Below are 22,223 nucleotides of genomic sequence, written 5' to 3'. Positions count from 1 at the left end.
GATGAAGAGCTGGCCCCTGACTCAAGGGGCCATTTTCATTGGAGGGCGGCAACCATGCCGCTGTCCCGTGAACGAGGCAGGAAACAAACGATGCACTACCACCAATACTACCCGGTTGATGTGATTAACGGCCCCGGCACCCGTGCCACTCTGTTTGTCTCGGGCTGCGAGCACCAGTGCCCGGGTTGCTACAACCAGAGCACCTGGCGGCTCGATGGCGGCAAGCCGTTCGATGAGGCGATGAGCGATCGCGTCATTGCGGATCTCAACGACAGCCGCATCAAACGGCGAGGTCTGTCGCTTTCCGGCGGCGATCCGCTCCACCCTGCCAACGTGCCCCACGTGCTGGCGCTGGTGAAACGGGTGCGCGCCGAGTGTCCGGGCAAGGATATCTGGTGCTGGACCGGCTACCGGCTCGGCGAGCTGTCAGAGGCCCAGCGCGAGCTGGTGGCCTTGCTGGATGTGCTGGTGGATGGCAAGTTTGAAAAGGCGTTGGCAGACCCCGGCCTGCTCTGGCGTGGCAGCAGCAATCAGCAGATCCACGACCTCAACGCCTGGCGTGATGCGGGTGAGCGAATTCCCTGTCTGGTTTGCAGTTGAAGTCCGGGATGTTTATGGTTAGCCCATTCCAATCCTGACGACATTTTTGAAAAGGAGAGCCGAGATGAACAATCTGCTCAAGATCCTGTTGGCCATTTTCCTGCCCCCGGTGTGCGCGTTTATCCAGGTGGGCTTTAGCCTGCACTTTTTAATCAACATTGTGCTGACCCTGATGGGCGGTCTGCCGGGCATGGTGCATGCGCTCTGGCTGGTGGTGAGCGACAAGCGCGGCTGATTGGCTGGTTAATGAGTTTATTGATGATAAAAGGGCCAACCTCTCGGGGTTGGCCCTTTTGTTCATGTTCATACGAATACTTTTTCGTTAGGATGGGTCACTGACCAAGGGGCGCATTGAGCGTCCCGCAGTCCGGCAACAAGCACCAGCAGTGAACAAGGAGCGTTACATGAAGTGGAAAGTCGCAGTATGGTCAGGTCTGGCAGTGACACTGCTGCTGGGGTGCTCATCCCGTCAGGAGGTGGCGCACGAGCGCGCTCCGATCGCTATCCCTCTCGAGCAGTTGTCCAGCTACTGGGTTCAGGAGAAGCAGTGGTCATGGCTTGGCAACGACGAGCCAGCCCTGCCAGCCAAACCGGTCAAGGGGTATGTGGAAGTACGCTATCAAATCGACGCCAGCGGCACGCCGGTCAAGCCGGAAGTGGTGGCGGCCGAGCCCCCCGGCGAGCTGGAGCAGAGCGCGCTGGCGACCCTTTCGCGGATCCGTTACAGCCCGGCAGAGGGCAACCCGGATGCCATTCCGGTCGAGGTGACCAACCGCTTCGAGATCGAGATCAACTGATCCCCCACCACTCTGATGCCAGAGAAAGAGAGACCCCGGCCAGGCCGGGGTCACGTTTATTGCTGTTTGCAGTCGTTGTAGGCGGTCTGCCACTCGCCATCCTGATCCCGAAGCTCGACAAAGCCCTCATCCCCTTTGTTCCACCAGACGGCCTCATGTTCGTCCGTATAGCGGGCGCCGGAGGCCGAAATGGCCTGGGGCAGGGTGTAATCCTTGCCGTTCGGCAGTGATAGCTTGATAAAGTTGAGGCTCTCGTCTGAGAGGGAGAAGTAGCGCACCTGCACCTTCTTGCCCTGCTCGCACTGGTAACTGACCGGTTCGCCACCAGTGACTGAGAGGGTATTGCCCTGATTGCAGCCAGCGAGCAGGCCGAGGGCCAGCGCACCAGCGGCCATCATATGTGCTTTATTCATGATTACAGCTCCATTGGTGTCATACGGGCGTGAGCCTAACAGGTTGCCGTTATTGTGCAATCAGCGGGGCCATTCGGTGCGTCGCTGGCTGTCCGGCATACCGCGCGAGTATGAGGGGGATGCCGCTATCAGCAAGGTAGTGTCAATCAGTGCAGGCCAAGTCTGGTTTCAAACTGGCGGATCAGCGTCTCATAGGTGCCGTTGTTCTTGATCTTCTGCAATCCCTGCTCGAACTGCTTGGCCAGCGCTTCCCCTTGCGGTGTGTTGCGGGAGAAAGCGAGCCAGAAGCCATCGGTGGAGATCTTGCCAACCTTGACCACCTTGCCGGTCAGCTGCTTCTGCTGGATCTTGAGGTAGCCCGGCATACCGTTCATCAGGATGTAGTCGACCCGGCCACGTACCAGCATCTCGAGGATCTGGGCATCGGATTTGGCCTGAAAGCGGGTGATCCTGGGGTTCTCCATAAAATCGGTGGGGTAGGTGTAGCCGAGGGTGATGCCCACCCGCTTGCCCTCCAGCGAGGTAAGCTTGAGATCCCGTTGCGGGTCGCTGGCAAGAGCGAAGATGGCGAGATCCTCCTCGAACATGGGGGTATCGTGCCAATGGAACTGGTAGCGGTTCTCTTCGGTGATGGTAGCGTTGAAGCACCCCGCAAGTTTGCCGCTTTTTGCATCGTGCATGCAGCGGGCGAAGGGGAGGGTGCGAAAGACAATCTCGATCCCTTCGGCGGCGAACACCGCCTTGACCAACTCAGGCGCCAGTCCGCGGGGCTGGCCATCCTCATTGTCCTTGCCGCGCTCGCAGTAGGGAGCCCAGTCATCTTCGGCGCCAATGACAAGCGGAGCCGCCCCGAGCGGGCTGGTGGCCAGCAGCACCAGACACACCAGCCATTTTTTAAACAACGAAACCATAGGTGCACCTCATCGACAGCAGCCTTACAAGCATAGCCATACTTCTGTGCTGACTTGTGGTGACGGGAGGATGACAAGGGTGCAAAAAAACGCCCCGGCAGGCGACGGGGCGAAAGAGAGCTCATCCATGGGCTGACAACAGTGTTTACAACAGGAGATCAATAACCGAAGCGGGTCGCCTCGAAGCGGTTGAGCAACCGGTGGACGAGGTAGCAGGCCAGCAGGGTGACCACGATGGCAAACAGGATGCTGCTCACCCGGTAGAGGGCGCTGAACACCAGATCGTTGCCCGGGGTGAGGTACTGGCCAAACAGGATGCCGAGGGTGGTGAGGGCGCCAAAGCCGACCCCGGAGCCGCCTGCCTCCTTGACGTGGGCATGGCTGAACAGCATGGCGCCGAGCCACAGCAGTGGAGCGACCAGCAGCAGTTGCCCTGACCAGTCATAGAGCAGCAGTTGGCCGAGCAGGCCGAAGGTGACCCCCAGCAAGGTACCCATCGCCCGTTTACGGGCATAACTCAGCGCACCGTTCCAGTGCATGGGGAACAGCACCAGCAGGGTTGTGGCCTGGGCAGACATGGAGTCGCGCAGGTCAAACACCTGAAATACCAGAAACGACAGGGTGGCCACAGTGGCACCCAGCAGGGCTTCATGGCGCATCCGGTGCGGTGCCTTGGGGGCCGAGGCGGGCTTGGGTCTGGCCTCCACATCCGGGATCAGCATGGTCATCAGGTAGGCGATCAGCACCGACAGCAGGCTCGCCCAGATATTGTTGAGGATCAGGTCGTTGAGGTCGGTCTGCGGATAGCTGGCAAAGTGCAGCATGATGCTGAGGCTCAGCACCCCGTTGGCCCCGAACAGAAACAGGCTGCCCCGCGACATGGCGGCGAAACGGTAGAGAAACAGCAGAAAGGCGATGGGAGTCATCAGTGCCGGATGGCTGCCAAACAGCCCCCCCAGCAGCCCGACCTCCACCCCACAGACCATCGCCGCCGCGATCAGCTGGCGTGCGGCATGGCCATTCATTACAGGCACCATCCCCAGCAGCAGCACCGGCGTGACCGTATAGAAGACCCCGTAATTCCAGCCAAACAGTTTGCAGAGCAGAAAGCCCGTGGTGCAGCCAAAGGCGATGCGCAGGCACTGGCGCAGCTCGTTGCCGGTGAGGGGCCGATACCAGAGGTGAGTGGCAGCACCACCGACGAGGTGGGCTGGGGCAGTATTGGCCGACGGGTGAGTGGCGTGGTTAGTAGACATAATGGAGCAGGCTGAGCAGGTGGATCTGGCCCCGTGCCAGCATGGCGGTCAGGGCATTGTCCGGCAGCAGTTGTACCGTGGCCCGCGCCCCGGCTGGCAGATGGTCGGGGAGTTGGTCCAGCTCGAGGTGCAGCCGCATCCGCTGGGCATCCCGTACCCAGCGATCAGACTCCACCGGCGCGGCCAGTCGACCATTGGCATCAAACTGACCGGCGCTCACTCCGGCATCCAGACTGCTTACCCGAGCAGGATAGAGCTGACCCGGCTCGCCATCGAAGGCGACCAGTGCGCGGGTTTGCTCGCCGACATGGCGCAGGCTTTTCTCCCGAAAATCGGCAATGACGTCCACCTGTTCCGACACCAGCGCCAGCAGCGGGCTGCCCGCGCTGGCGATACTGCCCGGCTTGAGCTGCAGGTTGGTGATGGTGCCATCCTGATCCGCGTGGACCTGGCTGTAAGAGAGGGCCAGCTGCGCTTGTGCCAGCTTGTTGCGGGCCTGGCGCAGCAACAGATTATCCTCACCGGTCACGCCACGACTGGCCTTGATCTGGGCCAGTTTGGCCTGACTGGCGCGCAGGTTGGCCTGGGCGCTGCGCAGGGCGCTGTCAGCTTCATCTTTTTGTTGCAGCGAAACCATGTGACGTTGGTAGAGCGCATCGATCCGCTCAGCCTCGCGCCACTTCTGGCTGGCCAGGGTCTCCTTGGCGTTGATCTCGGCAACGGCGGCGGTCAGGGCGGCATCCAGTTCACTGTTCTGCTGCTCTGCCTGCGCCAGCGCAAGGCGGGCCTGCTCCACAGCCAGTTCAAAAGGGGCCGGATCCAGCCTGAACAGCAGATCCCCCTTCTTGACCTGCTGGTTGTTGTGAACGGCGACCTCGATCACCTTGCCGCTCACCTGGGGGGCCAGCTTGGTGACCACCCGGGTCGCCATCGCCTGAGGGGTGAGGGGCATCAGCAGGTCGGCTATCAGAAAATAGGCAAACAAGGTGGCAAAGCCCGCCATGGACCATTTGATCCAGCGGGTAAATTGTTGATCCGGAGTCATCTTATTCTCTCTCTGTGTCGGTCTCGGGAGGGCTTGTATCGCCTCCGGCTTGTCGGTCGTGGTGTTGTTCAATTTTGCTGAGGGCGTTGGCCGAGATCCGCTGCACCGTGGCTTCAAACAGCTGCAGGGTCTGCTCGTCGATGCCCCCCAGCAGCTCCCGGCGGATATTCATGATGCGGTCGGCGATCTGATCGAGCAGGGTCTGGCCAGCCGGGGTCACACAGACGATGCGGGCCCGCTTGTCCTGACTGCAGCAGTGGCGCTCAATCAGTCCCTGCTCTTCCAACTGGCCCAGGGTGCGCATCAGGGATGGCAGTTCTATTTCGAGGGCTTCGGCCAGGGTCTTCTGGCTGACATGGTTCCCCATGCGGGAGAGTTTCCACAGCGCGGTCCAGCGGGGATGGGTGAGGCCAAGGGGGGCCAGCTCCAGATCGGCGGCAGTACGCCATAGCCGGTGCATCCGCGCTATCTGCTCGGCGAGCGACAGCTCGCGCAACCTTTCCAGATCCGTCATCTTCTCATCCTCAATGTACTTAGCCTGCTAAGCATCATACTTGTTTAGCAGGCTAAGTAAATAGTGTGATGCGGATCATGTTTCTGGTCGGATCTTTCGCTGGTGTGAGTTAGCAGCATTCGAGCCCCTGATATTATTTTCGGGGCTAATCCACTCGAGGCTCTCTTGGCGCTTCGGATATTGCACCGTGAATGGAGGATATTCGGTAGTTATTTTCATGAAATTTTCAGCTTCAGCGAGCAGCTCTTTTTTTATCCGCTAATATTGATGGGGTTATAAAATAAGGGGGAAACGGGTTGTGGATGGATATGACAGTGGATGTGTGTATCTGGCAATTGAAACGCTGTTGAGTGATGGGGAATATGGTGCAGAGTCACACCATGGCGTGAATCGGGAAGGCGCTATCAGAAGTACCGATATCAGTCATGATTTTGACCCCGCCAATATTCCATTGCTGTTGGCAGAATAGACCTGACCGTGTGTGATCCTTGTGAGTTCAAGCCAGTGCTCTGGTATTCGCTGGCTTGACTCATCACTATTTCAATCTCCCCTTTTTGCATCTTTCTTCTCACCCTTTTTCATCGTGCGTGCTTCCTGCACGCCGACTCAAACCCTGATGTGGCACGCCGTGGCACTCGCGTCATGGTGATGACATTGCCCGCTGATTATCACTCACAGGAGCTGTGGCGATAAATGGTCGCAGAGCTTGTCATCTGGCTCTGTTATTTCCCCGAAGGGGGAGAGATCATCGCATCGTTATTACTGCTGATCATTCCAATATCCGCCATTGGGCTCGCTCGTTTTATCGCCCAATTTCCTGGTCGAGCAGGGCATCGATGGTCTGGTGTTCTATTGTGCTGCGCACGTTAGCGGCACCATGATGTTTAAGTTTTTAATGTTTTTATATGGCTTTGCAGTCTGGCTAACCGACAGGAGTGAGGGGGATCAATAAAGTAGCGGTCACAATCACACGCAGAGTACATAACAATGAAAAACCTCTCTCCCCTACAAACCACACAAGAAAAGGCCGCCTTTATGGGCGGCCAACAAATTGCCGGTATGCCGCTCTTTATATTTCTGGGGTTGGCAACCTGTGTTCTCTTTTCCGGCTGGAATGGCTCGCTGCCGCTGGGCATGGTCGGTGCGCTGGCACTGATGTTTGTGCTGGGCACCCTGCTGACCGAGTTGGGTGAGCGGATCATGCCAATCCGTGAATATCTTGGGGGCGGCACCATCCTCGCCATCTTTGGCGGCGCCGCCCTGTTCGAATATCAGCTGCTGCCGGTGCAGGCGGGGCAGGTCATCACCAACTTCATGAAGGAGGGGGGCTTTCTCAACTTCTTTATCGCCAGTCTGGTGACCGGTTCTGTGTTCGGTATGAGCGGCGCTTTGCTGAAAAATGCCGCCATGCGCTATCTGCCGGTCATTCTTGGCGGCGTCGCGCTGGCACTGCTGAGCGTGGGGCTGGTCGGCTCCCTGATGGGGTATGGCTTCAAGAATGCGGTGCTTCTGATCGGCTTGCCGATCATGGGTGGTGGCATGGGGGCGGGGGCTGTGCCTCTGGTGGAGATCCTCTCCGGCCCGATGCAGATGTCCAGTGCGGATCTCTTGTCGCGCATGGTGCCGGCGGTGGTGATCGCCAATACCCTGGCCATTCTGGTGGGCTCCCTGCTGGCGCGGCTCGGTCGTCGTTACCCCTCCCTGACCGGTAACGGCAAGCTGATGATCAAGGAAAGTAGCCAGAGCATTGCTGACGAGCAGGCCGAAGCGCCGACCCTTCAGAGTCTGGGTATGGGCCTTTTCATCAGCTCCAGCATGTTTGTGCTGGGCTCCCTGCTTGGCAACTTTATCCCGATGCACCCCTTTGCCCTGATGATTTTGGCGGTCGCTTTTATCAAGGTGAGCGGCCTGCTGCCGCGCCGTTATGAGCAGGCGGCGGCCGACTGGTATCAGTTTGTGGTGAGCAACCTGACCCCCTCGCTGCTGGTGGGGATCGGCGTCGCCTATACCAGTATTCCGGAGCTCATCAGCGCCTTCTCAGTCAGCTACTTCGTGCTGGTCATGGTCACCGTAATCGGTGGCGCCCTCGGCGCGGCGCTGGTGGGCCGGATGATCGGCTTCTACCCCATCGAGGCGGCCATCACCGGCGGACTCTGCATGGCCAACATGGGCGGCACCGGTGACGTAGCCGTGCTCTCGGCGGCCCAGCGGATGAAGCTGATGCCCTTTGCCCAGATCTCCTCTCGCCTCGGCGGCGCCGTGATGCTGATCCTGGCCACCGCCCTTATCTCCCTGCTTGCCTGATACCGGATTGAGGAACACATAAGATGAACGACATCATGATGGGCACCAGCCTGCCCTATGCAGAACGCAAGCGTCAGGGCGTGCGGGGGCGTATGCCCCACAAGGAGGAGTCCCTCTCCCAGCAGCGGCGCCGGATCTACCGATTGGTCAGCGCCATGCAGAGTCCGTTTGACCAGCATCTGCTGCTGCGTCAGCTGCAGGAGGACAATCCTGTTCTCTTCTACGATCTGGTGCGCCACCACCTGCCGGAGCTGCTGCCGATCATCTACACCCCGGTGGTGGGGGAGGCGTGCCAGCGCCACAGCGATCTCTATCTGCGCAGCCACGGGCTCTATCTCTCCTGGCATGACAGGGACGATCTCGACGATATTCTCGAGTCGGTGGAGCAGGAGGTGGATGTGATCGTCATCTCCGACGGCGAGCGGGTGCTGGGGCTTGGCGATCTCGGTATCGGCGGCATGGGGATCTGTATCGGCAAGCTGGCGCTCTACTCCGCTGCTGGCGGCATCAATCCGGCGCGCACCCTACCGCTCTGCGTCGATGTGGGCACCAACAATCCCGAGCTGCTGGAGGATGACTCCTACCTCGGCTGGCAATCCCCGCGCATCGACGGCGAGAGCTACTACCACTTCATGGACAAGGTGGTGGCCGCCATTCGCAAGCGTTGGCCACAGGTGGTGCTGCAGTTTGAAGACTTTGCCGGCAAGCACGCCGCCAATCTGCTGGCCCGCTATCGGGACGAGCTCTGCATGTTCAACGACGACATTCAGGGCACGGCGGCGGTCGCCTCTGCCTGCGTGCTGGCCGGTTTGCAACAGTCGGGTATCGCCCTCAGTGATGCCCCTGTGCTGATCGTCGGTGCCGGTTCTGCCGGTTGTGGCATTGCCGCCATGCTGGCCCAGCTGGCGGGTGGCAATGAGGGGGTCTGGCTGTTTGATCAGGACGGGGTGGTCTGCAGCGATCGCTCCACGCTGACTCGTGCCCAGCAGCCGTTTGCTCGCGCCGTGAACGAGGGCAACAGTTCGCTGCTGGAGACCATCCGCCAGGTGCGACCAGCGGTCTTGATTGGCGTCAGTGGTCAGGGGGGCCTCTTTACCCGCGAGGTGTTGCAGGCGATGGGGGAGGTGTGCGATCAGCCGGTGATCCTGCCGCTCTCCAACCCGACCCGCAGCGCCGAGGCTACCCCTGAGCAGGTGTGGGCCGCCACAGATGGCCGCGCCTTGTTGGCCACCGGTAGCCCCTTTGCGCCGGTGACGGTGGCGGGGGAGCGGCGGGTAGTCTCCCAGTGCAACAACGTCTATGTCTTCCCGGGGATTGGTCTCGGGGCCTGCGCCGTCAAGGCGCGCCGCATCAGCGATGGCATGTTGCTGGCCGCGGTGCGGGCAGTTGGCGCCTATCCACTGGTGGCGGGTCGGCTGTTGCCCCCCATCGAGCAGGTGGGAGAGGTGGCCCGCGCCGTCGCCAGAGCGGTGGCACTCTGTGCCCGCGAGGAGGGGTTGGCCGATTTTGTCGGCGATCCGGCACCTTTGATTGACCAGACCTGGTGGCATCCGCACTATTGGGCAGCGTCCTGACGTTTTAAGGTATGTGCATGAAACTTCGCCACCAGTTGGTCACCCTCTCTCTTGGGCTCTCCCTGCTGCTGATCCTCATTCTGGGCAGCCTGCTGGCCCTCTTTATCCGTCATCTGCTGGAGAGCAATCTGCAGGATAAAGGGAGCGATCTGGCACGGGTGATGGCGGCGGACACCCGGGTGGTCGAGGCTCTGCGTCAGGGGAGTGATCCTACCCTGCGCGACTACGTGGAGGCGGTCTGCAACCGCACCGACGCCACCTATATGGTGGTGACCGATGAGCATGGTCGCCGCCTCAGCCACCCCAACCCCGAGCTGGTGGGGCAGAAGTTTCGCGGCGAGGATATCTGGCCCGCGCTGCAGGAGCGGCGCAGCTACTGCTCCAAGGATCGGGGCACCATGGGACCGGCGATCCGCTGCTTTTCCCCGGTGGTGGGCGGGGATGGGCGCGTCATGGGGGCCGTGGTGGTGGGCTACCTGATGCAGCAGGTGGAGGGAATCTATATGGAGCGGGTGGCCCTGCTCATCAGCGCCATCGTTGCAGTACTGGGGTGTGGTCTGCTGCTGGCACTCTGGGTGCAATATCTGCTGCGCAAGACCCTGCTCGATCTGGAGCCGGAGGCGATCGTGCGCCGTTTCACCCTGCAGGATCTGGTGCTGGAGCACATCACCGAAGGGGTGATTGCCCTCGATGGCCGCGGCAACATCAACATGATCAACAGCACCGCCAGCTATCAGCTGCGGCTGCCGGTTACCGGGCGCCATGCCCTGCAGGGGCAGTCGCTGGCGGAGCTGGTGCCGCCCCTTGCCCCCTGTCTGGAGCAGGAGGGTGGGGAAGTGAGCTTCACCATTCAGGGGGAGTCCTTTGTCGGTCGCTGGCAGGCGGTGCAGGGCAAGGCGCCGGGGCGGCTGCTGATCTTCAGCCGTCCGGAGGTAGCTGCCAGTCTGGGGGTGCAGGTGACCCACTTGCGCCAGTATGCCGAGATGCTGCGGATGCAGAGCCACGAGTTCGCCAACAAGCTCAGCAGCCTCTCCGGCCTGTTGCAGCTGGGCCATGTGGATCAGGCGGTGGAGCTGATCCAGCAGGAGAACGAAGCGTGCCAGACCATGCTGCAGGAGCTGCTGCGGCTGATCGACAACAAGCCGGTGGCGGGGCTTATTCTCGGCAAGTTCAGCCGGGCCCGCGAGCTCGGGGTGACCCTGGAGCTCGATCCCGATTCGGCGCTGGCGGAGTATCCGGCCTCGGTCTCGGCCGATCTCATTACCCTCATTGGCAACCTGCTGGACAACGGCCTGCAGGCGGCCTGGCGCAACCGCCAGCAGCGGCCGCCCCGGGTGCTGCTCTCTCTGTGCGATGTGGGGCGGCGACTGGTGATCGAGGTGGAGGATAGCGGTGAGGGGGTCGACGAGGAGCTGGCCGATCACCTGTTCGATTACGGGGTGAGTCGCCAGAGCGGCGATCACGGGGTGGGTCTGTTCCTGGTCAAGGAGACCGTGGGTCGGCACGAGGGTGTGATAGAATGGCGGCGAACCGCCGAGCAGACCACCCTGTTTGGTATCTACTTGAATAAAAACCAATTAATGTGAGCCATGGACCCAATAATCACGCTTGTTATTGAAGATGACGATCGGATCGGTGCCATCTTGTCAGAACTGGTGGCGGCGACACCCGGTTTCTCCCTGCTGGGGCGGGCCGGCACCCTGGCCCAGGCCGATGCCATGATGGCCGGTGTGGTGCCCCAACTGCTGCTGGTGGATGTCTCCCTGCCCGATGGCTCCGGCCTTGAGTGGGTGAGCCGCCTGCGCAGCCACAACCGCGAAGCCTACGTCATCATGGTGACTGCCTCGCGGGATGTGGAGACCATCCAGCAGGCCCTCAATCTGGGGGTTCATGACTACGTCATCAAACCATTACGGCTGTTTCGCATTCAGCAGAGCCTGGACGAGATCCTGCAACTGCACAGCCGCCTCTGCGAGCGGGGTCGGCTGGAGCAGGAAGATCTCGACAAGCTGCTGGGCAAGGGAGGGCGCTCCCAGATCAAGGAGATGCGCGTCACTCCCAAGGGGATCGACAGCATCACCCTGCGTCAGGTGCTGGATCTGCTGGCGGGTGAGCCGGAGAACGTCTTCTCCACCGACACGGTGGCGCTGCGACTCTCCCTCAGCCGCACCACGGCGCGCCGCTATCTGGAGTATCTGGAGTCGGAAGATCGGGTGGATGTAGATCTCAACTACGGTCAGCGGGGGCGGCCGGAGCGGCGCTACCGCTGGCGCCGGGCCGGTTGAGGTGCTCACTGACGTGCATTGCAGAAACAACAAGGGAGCCCATGGCTCCCTTGTTGTTTCCGGACGATGTTGGTTCTCAGGCGGCTTCCCGTTCTGCTACCGGTGCACGCCCCTTCAGCTGGGAGGCCATCACCCCGCCCAGGATCAGCCCGCCCCCCAGCAGGTGATAGCCGTGGATCGGTTCACCCAGGCTGACGACGGCGATCAGTGCCGTACAGAGCGGCATCAGGTTCATAAAGACCGAGGTGCGCTCTGCCCCCATACAGGCGAGGCCGCGCATCCAGCAGTAAGCCGCCAGCAGGGAGGAGGCGAGCCCGGCGAAGAGCACCAGACCCCACCCTTCGGCCGGCACCGCCATCGAGTCGGCACTGAGAGCGAGCGGCACCAGCAGTAGCACGGCCAGCAGGATCTGCATGTAGAGGTTGAGCCAGGGGCCAAACGGCAGTTGCCAGCGGCGGATCAAGAGGCCGTAAAGGGCGTAGCTGGCGGAGCCGAGCAACATCATGCCATCCCCCGGGTTGATGCCGTTATGGAGCAGGGCGAGCGGTTCGCCCTTGCCAAGCAGCCAGAGCACTCCGAACAGGGAGATACTCATGCCGAGCAGTGCCTGTTTGCCGGGACGCTGGCCGAAGAAGAGCGCCCCTTGCAGCAGGGTGAGCAGTGGAATGAGGGAGCCGATCACCCCCATATTGGTGGCCGAAGTGCTGTGAGCAGCGTAGTAAGCGAGGCACTGGTAGAGCACCATACCGAGCGCCGCCAGCACCAGCAGCTTGCCGAACCAGGGGCGAACCTCGCTACGGCGGCGCCACAGCTGCGGCAGGCAGAAGGGGGTCAGTGCCAGAGCGGCGATCACCCAGCGATAGAAGGAGATAGCCGCGGGGTCGAGCACGCTGGCGGCCGCCTTGGACACCACGGTATTGGTAGCCCAGATCAGCACCGCCATCAGCGGAAAGAGAAGAGGGGAAAAGATTCGCATCAGAGGCTCCTTATTAACAGGGGGCCAAGTCTACCCTTGTCTTTATATTATCAAGTAGCGTAAAACAGACAGATGACCCAGCAGAAAAGACAACTCTTTCTGATGCACCTTTTTCCGGCCCACACGGGCTGCGTTTGCCCGCAACTGATGGCTGCTTTTGACCTGTGCCGGAGACCGAGCCAACAGGGCGTTGCATCACGCCTGCTCCTCTCTCTCGCTGACAAGGGGCGCTGATGGCCACTCACCACTTTCAGCCGATAGATGTCGTTCTGCCCGCTCCCAATCCGCTCTATTTCAGTTACCAGCAGATGCTGGCCGACAGCGCGACCGTGCTGCACTCCCACCCCTGGGGCCAGCTCAACATGATCAGTCTGGGGATCATGGAGATAGAGCTGGGGGATCAGCGACTGGTGGCCCCTGCCGACTACCTGATCTGGGTGCCGGCGGATCTCGACCACACCTCCTACAACGAGCAGACCCTCGACTACACCTCCATCTACGTCAGCCACGAGCTGGCGGCCAAGCTGCCGCCAGAGCCCAGATTGCTGCTGCTCACCCCGCTGATCCGCGCCCTGCTGAGCGATTTTTGCGAACGGCGGGTGAGCCATATGGCGGATGAGTGGGATCAGCGTCAGGCCGAGTTACTGGTGGAGCGACTGGCGCGCACCCGCTGTCAGGAGAGCTACCTGCCGATGAGTCAGGACAAGCTGCTGGCTCCCATGCTGGCGGCGTTACACAGCGATCCTGCCGATCCCCGAACTCTGGCCCAGTGGGCCGGACAACAGCATACCACAGAGCGCACCCTGGCGCGGCGCTGCCTGCGGGAGCTGGGGATGAGTTTCGGTCAGTGGCGGGCGCGGTTGCGGCTGCTCAAGGCGCTGGCCTGGCTCAAGGGGGACATGCCGATTCAGGAGATCAGCTGGCGGCTCGGTTACGGCTCCACCTCGGCCTTTATCGCCATGTTCAACCGGGAGCTGGGCTGCTCCCCTCAGCGTTATCGCCAGCAATCGGCAGAACGGGGGCTCTAATGGGAAAAAATGGGAGCGATGCAGTGTGAATGCCATGATAAGTAGCCTGTTTCTTGTCGTTACAGGGATTATCATAGAGCCCTGTTATCATGGGCCATCTGGCAGCAACGATCGGTTGTCTGCCCGAGTGAATGGCTGTGCCTTCATATTCAGGGGTTAGGGTAAGCATGATCGCGTCCGGTTCCCGTTTGGCCGAGTCACTATTCTGGTATCTGCTGGCGCTCACCGGTTGTGCCATCCTGCTGTTCGAGTTCGGGCCAGAGCGAGTTCTCGATATCAAGGAGTGGCCGCTCTCCATCACAGTGCAGCAGCCACGGGATGCTGGGCCGGGGGCGGTGCGCTATCAACCCTCGGCGGATGATCATCCCGGAGTGGTCTGTACGTTAACCGCCAATCCGGCCAGCTACCCAAGTTGCGGCCTTATCCTCACCCTGACCCCCCGTGACAAGGGGATTAATCTGACCCGTTTTGGCACACTTCATATCCGTTTGAGCGTAACCGGGGCTGGCGAGCAGGATTGGCGCTTGTATCTGCGCAACTACAATCCGGTCTATGACCGGGTTGATGAGCCTGAGCAATCCAAGTTCAACGAGATCATTTTTCGGCCGGCGGATTACGGCCGGGATCACGAGGTGCCACTGGATGTGTTTACCCCGGCGACCTGGTGGATCACCCGTTACAATGTGCCGTTGCAGCAGCAGGGGGCCAATCTGGATCGGGTTTATGCCATCGAGGTTATGGCTGGTTCAGATATGCCGCCCGGTAAGCATGGCGTGGTGATCGAAGCGCTGCAGTTTCACGGTAGCTGGCTCGATGCCACCCTCTTCTATCGGCTGATCCTGTTTGTCTGGTTTCTTTACGGTTGTACCGTTTTTCTGATCAACCACCTTTTGATGAAGCAGCGCTTGCAGCATGCCCATCAAGCCAAACTGGAGGCCGAGGCGCTCAACCGGACCTTGAGTGAAGAGAATCGCCGCTCCCGCGAGGAGGCCTGTTATGATGCCCTGACCGGCGCCCTCAACCGGCTCGGCGGTGAGCGACTGCTGCTCGAGATAGGTGAGCAGCCCTGCACTCTTGTCTATATCGATGTGGATCACTTCAAACAGATCAACGATAGCCATGGCCATCCGGTGGGAGACGAGGTGCTCAAACTGCTGGTCAGCGAGATCCTGCGCCACTGCGATCCCCTCTGCCATCTGGTGCGCTGGGGGGGAGAGGAGTTTGTGTTGGTCTGCCTTGATTACGATGAGTTGCGGGCGTGTATCCTGGCCGAGCGGCTGCGTACCCTGCTGGAGGCATCTGCCCATTGGCCGCTGGCCTTGCGGGTGACCGCTTCGTTCGGGGTGGCCGAGCGGGGGGGAGAGCCATGGGAATGCGTACTCAAACGTGCCGACGAGGCGCTCTATCAGGCCAAGACGCAGGGACGCAACCGGGTAGTGGCGCATTGAGGGCGGTAGCATGACATGTTAAAGACGAGAGCAAGATGACCAGACAATCTATTGGTGCCCTGACCCTGCTGGTGGCCGACTATGACGAGGCTATCGCCTTTTTCACCGAGGGGCTGGGGTTTGCGCTGCTGGAAGATACCCGGCTCGACGAACTGGGCAAACCGGGCAAACGCTGGGTGCGGGTTGCTCCCGCTGGCAGCTCGGGTTCCTCGTTGCTGCTGGCGCGGGCTGCGACCCCGGAGCAGCTGGCCGCCATTGGCAAACAGGGTGGCGGACGGGTATTTCTGTTCCTCGAGACCGATGACTTCTGGCGGGATTACCGGCGGATGCAGCAGTATGGTGTCCATTTTTGTGAACAGCCTCGACAGGAGTCCTACGGCACCGTGGTAGTGTTCGAGGATATCAGTGGCAACCGCTGGGACCTGCTGCAACGCGCTGCTGCCAACTGAATCTGAAAACGTTTATCATCCCGCCTGTCATAAAGTCATAAAAGTGTCACAGAAAATTCTAATAATTGGCGCACCCATCTTCACAGAGGAGAGAGAAGGGAATGGCTAAGCGAATTCTGGTGGTCGAGGACGAAGCACCGATCCGCGAAATGCTCTGTTTCGTGCTGGAGCAGAAGGGGTATGAGACGATTGAAGCGGAAGATTTCGCCGACGGACTGGCGAAGGTGCGTGAACCCTACCCGGAACTTATCGTGCTGGACTGGATGATGCCAGGCGGCAGTGGCATCCAGTTTATCAAACAGCTCAAGCAGGATGAGGTGACCCGCCAGATCCCGGTGGTGATGCTCACCGCCCGCGGTGAGGAGGAGGACAAGGTGCGTGGTCTGGAGGCCGGTGCCGACGACTATATCACCAAGCCGTTCTCGCCCAAGGAGCTCACCGCTCGCCTCCATGCGGTGATGCGCCGAGTCTCCCCCACCTCGGTAGACGAGGTGATCGAGGTGCAGGGGCTCAAGCTGGACCCCGTCTCCCACCGGGTCAGTGCCGAGGAGAAGGCGCTCGACATGGGGCCGACCGAATTCAAGCTGCTGCATTTCTTCATGACTCACCCCGAGCGGGTCTATAGCCGTGAGCAGTTGCTCAACAATGTCTGGGGTACCAATGTGTACGTCGAGGACAGAACCGTGGATGTGCATATTCGGCGCCTGCGCAAGGCGATTGAAGAGACAGGGCACGACAGATTGATCCAGACGGTGCGTGGAGCCGGATACCGCTTCTCAACCCGTCTCTAGAGGCAGTTATGTTGCAACCTTACGCCTGGCGGCGACAGTTGTGGCGAATGGCGTTTTTCTACGCCCCCTTCGCATTGGTTGGCTGGTTGATTGATCATCTTGCCCTCTGCCTGTTGGTGGCGGCAGTGTTGCATCTGGGCTGGCATTACCGTTTTCAGAAGCGGCTGTCTGATTGGCTGTGGCACGACCGCAGCCTGGTACCACCTAACGGCAGTGGCAGCTGGGAGCACATTTTCAACGGGATCTACAAATTGCAACAGCGTCACCGGGCTCGGCGGCGCGAGCTGGCGGGGCTGATCCGCCGCTTTCGGGAGGGGGCCGAGGCGCTGCCCGATGCGGCCGTGGTGTTTCGCGAAGATGGCAGCATCCTATGGTGCAACCGGCTGGCAGAGCAACTGCTCGGTTTCCGCTGGCCGGAAGATGCAGGTCAGCACATTGGCAACTTGATCCGCCATCCTGCCTTTGCCGCCTATCTGGGGAAGGGGAGCTATGATGAACCACTGGAGATGACTTCTCCGATCAACGAAGAGAAGTTTCTCGAGTTTCGCATTATGCCCTACGCCTCCGATCAGGCGATGCTGGTGGTACGCGATGTCACCCGCCTGCGCAGTCTGGAGAAGACCCGCAAGCACTTTGTCTCAAATGTCTCCCACGAGCTGCGCACTCCGCTCACCGTGCTCAAGGGCTATCTGGAGATGACTGAAGATCCGCCCCCGCCTGCCATGTGGGCCAAGGCGCACCGGGTGATGATGGAGCAGACCATCCGGATGGACAATCTGGTCAACCAGCTGCTCACCCTGTCGCGCATCGAGGCGGCACCGACCGTTGATCTCTCCCATCTGGTGGACATGCCTGCCATGCTCGGACTGCTGGAGCAGGAGGCGCGGGCGCTCTCGGGCGAACGGGCCCACCAGATCGAATTCATGGTGCAGCCAGACCTGTTTGTGCGCGGGGATAAGGAGCAGCTGCGCAGCGCCGTCTCCAATCTGGTCTACAACGCCATCCACTACACACCGGCAGGGCGCAAGATCAGCGTGGAGTGGCGCAAGCAGGGGGCAATGGCGCTGTTTGCCGTGAGGGATGAGGGGGAGGGGATTGCCCCCGAGCATCTGGCGCGGCTGACCGAACGGTTCTATCGGGTCGACAAGGCCCGCTCCCGCCACACCGGTGGCTCCGGACTCGGCCTTGCCATCGTCAAGCATGCCCTCAGTCATCATGACTGTCAGCTCGAGATTGAAAGTCGTGTCGGCCTTGGCAGTCGCTTCAGCTTCCTGATACCGGCTCGTATGGTGGTGTTAAAATAGCTTTTATGACAATGGGTTAGTAAATTCGAGAGGGCCACAATGCGGGCCCTCTCTGCATTTGTGCAACTTTGTTGTCATGTCATTAAAGTGTCACATTTAATCCATAAATTTGTCACTGCCAGGTCAGATACTGGCGCCGTCTTAAGAACGGACCTTCTGTAACTTTGGAGAGATTGGATGAAACTCAACAAACTGGCTGGTGTAATCGGATTTACCGCAGCAACCCTGTTTTCTGCCAGCACCCTGGCCTATGGTGTCGACAAGGATCTGCCGGATTACACTCCGACCAGCGGTATCTCAGGCAACCTGTCCTCTGTCGGCTCTGATACTCTGGCCAACATGATGACCCTGTGGGCAGAAGAATTTAAGCGTGTCTACCCCAACGTCAATGTCCAGATCCAGGCTGCCGGCTCTTCTACCGCACCGACCGCCCTGACCGAAGGGGTTGCCCAGTTTGGTCCCATGAGCCGCGCCATGAAGGCCGGTGAAATCGAAGCGTTCGAGAAGCGTTATGGCTACAAGCCGACCGCTATCCGCGTTGCCGTCGATGCCCTGGCGGTATTCGTCAACAAGGACAACCCCATCAAGGGGCTGACCATGCAGCAGGTTGATGCCGTTTTCTCCAGCACACTCAAGTGCGGCGAAGCCAAGGCGGCTACCAAGTGGTCTGATCTGGGTCTGGATGGCAGCTGGTCCGGCAAGGATCTGCAACTGTTCGGTCGCAACTCGGTATCCGGCACCTACGGTTACTTCAAGGAGCACGCGCTCTGTAATGGTGACTTCAAGAGCGGTGTGAACGAGCAGCCGGGTTCCGCCTCCGTGGTGCAGTCTGTTTCCGCTTCCCTCAACAGTATCGGTTACTCCGGTATTGGTTACGTTACCTCCGGCGTTCGTGCCATTCCGCTCTCCAAGGATGGCAAGACCTTTGTCGATGCTACTGCCGATAATGCCATCACCGGCAAATATCCGCTGTCACGCTTCCTGTACGTTTACGTGAACAAGCATCCGAACAAGCCGCTCTCTCCGATGGAGCAGGAGTTCGTCAAGATGATGCTCTCCAAGGCGGGCCAGAACATCGTTGCCAAAGATGGCTACGTACCAGTACCGGCCAAGGTGGTGCAGGCGGATCTGAAAAAGCTGGGCATCATGTAACCGCTTGCTGCCAGCATCTACTGATAAAACGAGCCCCAATCGGGCTCGTTTTGTTTTTGGTGACTGTCAGTTCTGTTAATAGCGCTGGATGGATGTTTTTCCGCCAGCCGGGGGCAGGTTCCCTTGCGTAGCAGGGCTGCATTTCCGAGAATAGGGCAACGTTATGGCAAAGGATCCCTTCATGATTGCGTCCCTCTCCAAGTTTGGCCTGGTAGCCCTCTGTAGTTCCCTGCTGGTCGCCTGCGCCCAGTCGCCGACTGGCCGCAGCCAGATGCTGCTCTACTCCCCCCAGCAGATGAACCAGCTTGGTGCCGACTCCTTCGAGCATATGAAAAAGCAGGAGAAGGTGAGCAAGGATGCCAAACTCAACGCCTATGTCTCCTGTGTCGCCAAGGCGGTGACCGCCCAGGTGCCGGCCAGCTATGGCATCACCAATTGGGAAGTGGTGGTGTTTGACTCCAAGCAGGTCAACGCCTTCGCCCTGCCCGGCGGCAAGATCGGGGTCTACAGCGGCCTGCTCAAGGTGGCCAAGAATCAGGATCAGCTGGCGACCGTCATCGGTCACGAGTTGACTCACGTGCTGGCCCAGCACTCCAACGAGCGACTCTCACGCAGCCAGTTGGCGGGGATCGGTCTGGCGGCTGCGGACATTGCCATGGGCACCAGCGAGTATCGCGGCGCCACCATGGCCGCCCTTGGCCTCGGGGTTGAGGTCGGAGTGATGCTGCCCTATGGCCGTACTCAGGAGAGCGAAGCGGATCGGCTCGGGCTTGAGCTGATGGCGCGCGCCGGATTCAATCCGGCCGAGGCGATCCCCCTGTGGCAAAACATGAGTGCCGCTGCCGGTGGCAACACCCCGCCGCAACTGCTCTCCACCCACCCGAGCAACGAGAACCGGATCGCCGAGTTGCAGGCGCAACAGGCGCAAGTGCTGCCGCTCTATGAGCAGGCCCGCGCCAACGGTCTGGTGCCCCAATGCAAGGCATAAGCCTGCGCATGGCGCGCAGCGACGATGCCGCCGCCATGACGGTGATGCAGCGAGCCAGTTGGCTCGCTGCCTATGGCCAGGTGCTTGGTGCCGACCTGCTGGAGCAGCTGGACGTTACCGCCCATCTGCAGATCTGGCAGAGCCGTCTGGCCGAGCCGGGCCCAAGGCCCATGCTGCTTTGTCTCGATGAGGTAGTGATAGGCCTGCTCTACTGGCAACCACAGCAGGAAGCGGAGCAGAGCAGCGCCCTGATCCGCGCTTTTTACCTCCATCCCGACCACTGGCGACAAGGCTATGGCAAACGGCTGTGGCAGGCGGTGGCGATGCAGATGCGCCGCGCCGGTTGCCATAGCGTCAAATTGTGGCTGCTCGATGGCAACCACATTGGCGAGGGGTTCTACCTGCGCCGCGGCTTTGTCTTTGATGGCGAAGAGCGCACCCTGATAAGCCTCGGGCAGCCCTGCCTGCAGCGACAAATGAGCCGTTTGCTCTGATCACTCTCCCGTTTTTCGCCTTTGGTCACTTTATTTTTTTTGCGAATTAATACAATGTTCCCCTTGAAACAGAGTTGGATAAACACGGGCTGACAAGGGAGTGCTGGCATGTATTACGGCTTTGATATCGGTGGCACCAAGATCGCCTTTGCGGTCTATGACGGTGCATTGAACCTCTGCCACGAGGAGCGCATGAGCACCCCGGGCAACGATTACGAGGGGTTGCAGCAGCTGATCCGCTCCCGGGTCGAGCAGGCGGATGCCCGCTTCGGCGCACGGGGCTCGGTCGGTATCGGTTTTCCCGGTGTCATCAACAGCCAAGATCACAGCATAGTGGCGGCCAATCTGCCCTCCATCAATGGTCGCCATCTGGGCGCAGATCTGGCCGAACTGCTGGAGCGGCCGGTCAAGGTGGATAACGACGCCAACTGCTTCCTCTGGTCCGAAGTGCATCAAGGGGCAGCCGACGGCGCAGGCAGTGCGCTCGGCGTCACCATCGGCACCGGCATCGGCGGCGCTGTTTATCTGGCGGGCAAGCTTATTCAGGGGCGCAACTGGCTGGCTGGCGAGATTGGTCACTACCCCTTGCCCGCGACCATGCTGATGAAGTATCCCGAGTTGCCGCGTCCCCGTTGCGGCTGTGGCCGTCTGGTCTGTTTTGAAACCTATGCCTCCGGCACCGGTCTGGAGCGTCTCTATCACCATTTCCATGGCCAACGTGCCACGGGTCACCAGATTGTGGGACGCTTCGAGGCCCATGAACCCCATGCGGTCGAGACGGTCGAATGCTGGCTGGAGATCATGGCCGCCGGGCTTGCCACCGCCATTTCGGTGATTGATCCCGAAGTGGTGGTGTTGGGGGGCGGCCTGAGCGGCCTGCCCGCCCTCTATGAACAGCTGCCGCTGCGTCTGCCCGGTCACTTGCTGCCCGGGGTCGCCCTGCCCGAGATCCGCCAGGCCCGCTTCGGCGGCGCCGGTGGTGTGCGCGGCGCAGCCTTGCTCAATCTATGAGATCAGATGTGGGGTCTGATCTCCCCGAAAAAGGAGTCCTCATGACCCGTCTTGAAATCTGTATCGACAACCTGGAATCCCTGTTCACCGCCCAGCAATCCGGGGCGGATCGCATCGAGCTCTGCTCTGCGCTGGGTCTGGGCGGCCTGACCCCCTCCTACGGTTTTATGCAGCAGGCGGCCCGCCATGCCAGCGTGCCGGTTTATGCCATGATCCGCCCGCGCGCCGGGGATTTTTGCTTCAACGACGGCGAGTTCGAGATGATGCTGCAAGATATCGCGGCGGCACGTGCTGCGGGGCTGCAAGGGGTGGTGGTCGGTTTGCTGGATGAGGAGGGACGGGTGCCTGCCGCCAAGCTCAAACAGCTGGTGGATGCAGCAGGATCGTTGGGGGTCACCTTCCATCGCGCCATCGACCTCTCTTCCGACTGGCGCCTCGATCTGGAGACCATAGTTGCTGCCGGTTGCGAGCGCATTCTGAGCTCGGGCCATGCGCCGACAGCGCTGGCGGGGCTGGAGACCCTGCAGGAGATGCAGCAGGCGCTGGCGGGACGTGCCAGCCTGATGCCGGGCGCCGGGGTCAATGCCGACAACGTGCGTACCATCATCGAGTTCACCGGGGTGAGCGAAGTGCATATGTCCGGCATGGGCTGGCGCGGCGGCATGGTGCCGCACGGAGTGAATATGGGCACTTCGGATGATGGTCGGGTCAATATCACCGATGGCGCCAAGGTGGCTGCGGTCAGAGCCTTGCTGGATCGCGGTTAAGCAGATCGCCGCCGTTGGGCGGCGTTCATCCGCATCTTGTGTGAAGTTCCTCCCACTGACGGGGAAATCAGGGGCGCCCCCGGCAGCACCCAGGCCAAAAGTCTGATATTATCCCG

Annotated in this window: 23 protein-coding genes; 17 read left to right on the top strand and 6 right to left on the bottom strand. The window is 60.6% G+C overall.

Annotated features, from left to right (window positions below):
• Window positions 1-90: 90 nt before the first annotated feature.
• The 3 genes from nrdG (at window position 91) to I6L44_RS11115 (ending at window position 1,397) form a co-directional block, all read left to right on the top strand.
• Window positions 91-600 (top strand): anaerobic ribonucleoside-triphosphate reductase-activating protein, encoded by a 510-nt coding sequence (gene nrdG, locus I6L44_RS11125; protein ID WP_164537487.1) that lies wholly within the window; start codon window positions 91-93, stop codon window positions 598-600.
• A gap of 64 nt (window positions 601-664) precedes the next feature.
• Window positions 665-835: a YqaE/Pmp3 family membrane protein gene (locus I6L44_RS11120; RefSeq protein WP_005338440.1), complete on the top strand. Its 171-nt coding sequence runs from the start codon at window positions 665-667 to the stop codon at window positions 833-835.
• A 169-nt stretch (window positions 836-1,004) separates the two neighbouring features.
• Window positions 1,005-1,397 carry a TonB family protein gene (locus tag I6L44_RS11115; protein WP_005358848.1) on the top strand — a complete coding sequence of 131 codons (393 nt, stop codon included), beginning with the start codon at window positions 1,005-1,007 and terminating at the stop codon, window positions 1,395-1,397.
• 56 nt (window positions 1,398-1,453) lie between these two features.
• On the opposite strand, the gene I6L44_RS11110 is transcribed toward I6L44_RS11115, so the two are convergent.
• The 5 genes from I6L44_RS11110 to I6L44_RS11090 all read right to left on the bottom strand — a co-directional run bounded on the left by I6L44_RS11110 (window position 1,454) and on the right by I6L44_RS11090 (window position 5,536).
• Complete coding sequence (locus tag I6L44_RS11110; protein ID WP_201972991.1) at window positions 1,454-1,810, bottom strand: MliC family protein; 357 nt, start codon at window positions 1,808-1,810, stop codon at window positions 1,454-1,456.
• Between the two features lie 146 nt (window positions 1,811-1,956).
• Window positions 1,957-2,721, bottom strand: a complete 765-nt coding sequence (locus tag I6L44_RS11105) for an ABC transporter substrate-binding protein (RefSeq protein ID WP_216951843.1) — start codon at window positions 2,719-2,721, stop codon at window positions 1,957-1,959.
• A gap of 158 nt (window positions 2,722-2,879) precedes the next feature.
• The gene (locus I6L44_RS11100; protein ID WP_216951842.1) at window positions 2,880-3,977 is read right to left on the bottom strand and encodes a DUF2955 domain-containing protein; all 1,098 of its coding nucleotides are present in this window, start codon (window positions 3,975-3,977) and stop codon (window positions 2,880-2,882) included.
• The gene (locus tag I6L44_RS11095; protein ID WP_042079833.1) at window positions 3,967-5,022 is read right to left on the bottom strand and encodes an HlyD family secretion protein; all 1,056 of its coding nucleotides are present in this window, start codon (window positions 5,020-5,022) and stop codon (window positions 3,967-3,969) included. The genes I6L44_RS11100 and I6L44_RS11095 overlap by 11 nt, the downstream gene beginning before the upstream one ends.
• Window position 5,023: 1 nt before the next feature.
• The gene (locus I6L44_RS11090) at window positions 5,024-5,536 is read right to left on the bottom strand and encodes a MarR family transcriptional regulator (RefSeq protein WP_005349886.1); all 513 of its coding nucleotides are present in this window, start codon (window positions 5,534-5,536) and stop codon (window positions 5,024-5,026) included.
• A 987-nt stretch (window positions 5,537-6,523) separates the two neighbouring features.
• On the opposite strand from I6L44_RS11090, the gene I6L44_RS11085 reads away from it, so the two are divergent.
• From I6L44_RS11085 to I6L44_RS11070, 4 genes are read left to right on the top strand one after another with little or no spacing between them, the layout of a single operon-like run.
• Window positions 6,524-7,840, top strand: a complete 1,317-nt coding sequence (locus tag I6L44_RS11085) for a 2-hydroxycarboxylate transporter family protein (RefSeq protein WP_216951841.1) — start codon at window positions 6,524-6,526, stop codon at window positions 7,838-7,840.
• A gap of 23 nt (window positions 7,841-7,863) precedes the next feature.
• Complete coding sequence (locus I6L44_RS11080; protein WP_216951840.1) at window positions 7,864-9,414, top strand: NAD-dependent malic enzyme; 1,551 nt, start codon at window positions 7,864-7,866, stop codon at window positions 9,412-9,414.
• A gap of 17 nt (window positions 9,415-9,431) precedes the next feature.
• Window positions 9,432-11,000 (top strand): sensor histidine kinase, encoded by a 1,569-nt coding sequence (locus I6L44_RS11075; protein ID WP_021229142.1) that lies wholly within the window; start codon window positions 9,432-9,434, stop codon window positions 10,998-11,000.
• A gap of 3 nt (window positions 11,001-11,003) precedes the next feature.
• Window positions 11,004-11,699: a response regulator gene (locus tag I6L44_RS11070; RefSeq protein ID WP_005338420.1), complete on the top strand. Its 696-nt coding sequence runs from the start codon at window positions 11,004-11,006 to the stop codon at window positions 11,697-11,699.
• 76 nt (window positions 11,700-11,775) lie between these two features.
• On the opposite strand, the gene I6L44_RS11065 is transcribed toward I6L44_RS11070, so the two are convergent.
• The gene (locus I6L44_RS11065; RefSeq protein WP_139405952.1) at window positions 11,776-12,675 is read right to left on the bottom strand and encodes a DMT family transporter; all 900 of its coding nucleotides are present in this window, start codon (window positions 12,673-12,675) and stop codon (window positions 11,776-11,778) included.
• 233 nt (window positions 12,676-12,908) lie between these two features.
• Between I6L44_RS11065 and I6L44_RS11060 the strand changes: the two genes are divergently transcribed.
• The 10 genes from I6L44_RS11060 (at window position 12,909) to I6L44_RS11015 (ending at window position 22,107) form a co-directional block, all read left to right on the top strand.
• Entirely contained in the window at window positions 12,909-13,703 is a 795-nt protein-coding gene (locus tag I6L44_RS11060; RefSeq protein ID WP_216951839.1) for a helix-turn-helix domain-containing protein, read from the top strand.
• Between the two features lie 167 nt (window positions 13,704-13,870).
• Window positions 13,871-15,151 carry a diguanylate cyclase gene (locus I6L44_RS11055; protein WP_216951838.1) on the top strand — a complete coding sequence of 427 codons (1,281 nt, stop codon included), beginning with the start codon at window positions 13,871-13,873 and terminating at the stop codon, window positions 15,149-15,151.
• 35 nt (window positions 15,152-15,186) lie between these two features.
• On the top strand, window positions 15,187-15,600 hold the full coding sequence (locus tag I6L44_RS11050) for a VOC family protein (protein WP_216951837.1): 414 nt from the start codon (window positions 15,187-15,189) through the stop codon (window positions 15,598-15,600).
• Between the two features lie 101 nt (window positions 15,601-15,701).
• The gene (phoB, locus tag I6L44_RS11045) at window positions 15,702-16,391 is read left to right on the top strand and encodes a phosphate regulon transcriptional regulator PhoB (RefSeq protein ID WP_026457670.1); all 690 of its coding nucleotides are present in this window, start codon (window positions 15,702-15,704) and stop codon (window positions 16,389-16,391) included.
• Window positions 16,392-16,399: 8 nt separating this feature from the next.
• Window positions 16,400-17,695: a phosphate regulon sensor histidine kinase PhoR gene (phoR, locus tag I6L44_RS11040; protein ID WP_216951836.1), complete on the top strand. Its 1,296-nt coding sequence runs from the start codon at window positions 16,400-16,402 to the stop codon at window positions 17,693-17,695.
• A 177-nt stretch (window positions 17,696-17,872) separates the two neighbouring features.
• The gene (locus tag I6L44_RS11035) at window positions 17,873-18,847 is read left to right on the top strand and encodes a PstS family phosphate ABC transporter substrate-binding protein (RefSeq protein WP_216951835.1); all 975 of its coding nucleotides are present in this window, start codon (window positions 17,873-17,875) and stop codon (window positions 18,845-18,847) included.
• 181 nt (window positions 18,848-19,028) lie between these two features.
• A complete protein-coding gene (locus tag I6L44_RS11030; protein WP_216951834.1) occupies window positions 19,029-19,835 on the top strand; it encodes a M48 family metallopeptidase in 807 nt (268 codons plus the stop codon).
• Window positions 19,823-20,329: a GNAT family N-acetyltransferase gene (locus I6L44_RS11025; protein WP_216951833.1), complete on the top strand. Its 507-nt coding sequence runs from the start codon at window positions 19,823-19,825 to the stop codon at window positions 20,327-20,329. The genes I6L44_RS11030 and I6L44_RS11025 overlap by 13 nt, the downstream gene beginning before the upstream one ends.
• Window positions 20,330-20,437: 108 nt before the next feature.
• Entirely contained in the window at window positions 20,438-21,340 is a 903-nt protein-coding gene (locus tag I6L44_RS11020; RefSeq protein ID WP_042079821.1) for an ROK family protein, read from the top strand.
• 41 nt (window positions 21,341-21,381) lie between these two features.
• The gene (locus I6L44_RS11015; RefSeq protein ID WP_216951832.1) at window positions 21,382-22,107 is read left to right on the top strand and encodes a copper homeostasis protein CutC; all 726 of its coding nucleotides are present in this window, start codon (window positions 21,382-21,384) and stop codon (window positions 22,105-22,107) included.
• Window positions 22,108-22,223: the final 116 nt, after the last annotated feature.

It is taken from the genome of Aeromonas sp. FDAARGOS 1414 (assembly GCF_019047065.1).
In the GTDB taxonomy this organism is placed as follows: domain Bacteria; phylum Pseudomonadota; class Gammaproteobacteria; order Enterobacterales; family Aeromonadaceae; genus Aeromonas; species Aeromonas veronii_A.
This window is presented reverse-complemented; position numbering and strand designations above follow the sequence as displayed.

Excerpts from the sequence above, each read along its gene's own strand:
- nrdG (WP_164537487.1), top strand. The coding sequence starts at position 91 with ATGCACTACCACCAATACTACCCGGTTGATGTGATTAACGGCCCCGGC.
- I6L44_RS11120 (WP_005338440.1), top strand. The coding sequence starts at position 665 with ATGAACAATCTGCTCAAGATCCTGTTGGCCATTTTCCTGCCCCCGGTG.
- I6L44_RS11115 (WP_005358848.1), top strand. The coding sequence starts at position 1,005 with ATGAAGTGGAAAGTCGCAGTATGGTCAGGTCTGGCAGTGACACTGCTG.
- I6L44_RS11110 (WP_201972991.1), bottom strand. The coding sequence starts at position 1,810 with ATGAATAAAGCACATATGATGGCCGCTGGTGCGCTGGCCCTCGGCCTG.
- I6L44_RS11105 (WP_216951843.1), bottom strand. The coding sequence starts at position 2,721 with ATGGTTTCGTTGTTTAAAAAATGGCTGGTGTGTCTGGTGCTGCTGGCC.
- I6L44_RS11100 (WP_216951842.1), bottom strand. The coding sequence starts at position 3,977 with ATGTCTACTAACCACGCCACTCACCCGTCGGCCAATACTGCCCCAGCC.
- I6L44_RS11095 (WP_042079833.1), bottom strand. The coding sequence starts at position 5,022 with ATGACTCCGGATCAACAATTTACCCGCTGGATCAAATGGTCCATGGCG.
- I6L44_RS11090 (WP_005349886.1), bottom strand. The coding sequence starts at position 5,536 with ATGACGGATCTGGAAAGGTTGCGCGAGCTGTCGCTCGCCGAGCAGATA.
- I6L44_RS11085 (WP_216951841.1), top strand. The coding sequence starts at position 6,524 with ATGAAAAACCTCTCTCCCCTACAAACCACACAAGAAAAGGCCGCCTTT.
- I6L44_RS11080 (WP_216951840.1), top strand. The coding sequence starts at position 7,864 with ATGAACGACATCATGATGGGCACCAGCCTGCCCTATGCAGAACGCAAG.
- I6L44_RS11075 (WP_021229142.1), top strand. The coding sequence starts at position 9,432 with ATGAAACTTCGCCACCAGTTGGTCACCCTCTCTCTTGGGCTCTCCCTG.
- I6L44_RS11070 (WP_005338420.1), top strand. The coding sequence starts at position 11,004 with ATGGACCCAATAATCACGCTTGTTATTGAAGATGACGATCGGATCGGT.
- I6L44_RS11065 (WP_139405952.1), bottom strand. The coding sequence starts at position 12,675 with ATGCGAATCTTTTCCCCTCTTCTCTTTCCGCTGATGGCGGTGCTGATC.
- I6L44_RS11060 (WP_216951839.1), top strand. The coding sequence starts at position 12,909 with ATGGCCACTCACCACTTTCAGCCGATAGATGTCGTTCTGCCCGCTCCC.
- I6L44_RS11055 (WP_216951838.1), top strand. The coding sequence starts at position 13,871 with ATGATCGCGTCCGGTTCCCGTTTGGCCGAGTCACTATTCTGGTATCTG.
- I6L44_RS11050 (WP_216951837.1), top strand. The coding sequence starts at position 15,187 with ATGACCAGACAATCTATTGGTGCCCTGACCCTGCTGGTGGCCGACTAT.
- phoB (WP_026457670.1), top strand. The coding sequence starts at position 15,702 with ATGGCTAAGCGAATTCTGGTGGTCGAGGACGAAGCACCGATCCGCGAA.
- phoR (WP_216951836.1), top strand. The coding sequence starts at position 16,400 with ATGTTGCAACCTTACGCCTGGCGGCGACAGTTGTGGCGAATGGCGTTT.
- I6L44_RS11035 (WP_216951835.1), top strand. The coding sequence starts at position 17,873 with ATGAAACTCAACAAACTGGCTGGTGTAATCGGATTTACCGCAGCAACC.
- I6L44_RS11030 (WP_216951834.1), top strand. The coding sequence starts at position 19,029 with ATGATTGCGTCCCTCTCCAAGTTTGGCCTGGTAGCCCTCTGTAGTTCC.
- I6L44_RS11025 (WP_216951833.1), top strand. The coding sequence starts at position 19,823 with ATGCAAGGCATAAGCCTGCGCATGGCGCGCAGCGACGATGCCGCCGCC.
- I6L44_RS11020 (WP_042079821.1), top strand. The coding sequence starts at position 20,438 with ATGTATTACGGCTTTGATATCGGTGGCACCAAGATCGCCTTTGCGGTC.
- I6L44_RS11015 (WP_216951832.1), top strand. The coding sequence starts at position 21,382 with ATGACCCGTCTTGAAATCTGTATCGACAACCTGGAATCCCTGTTCACC.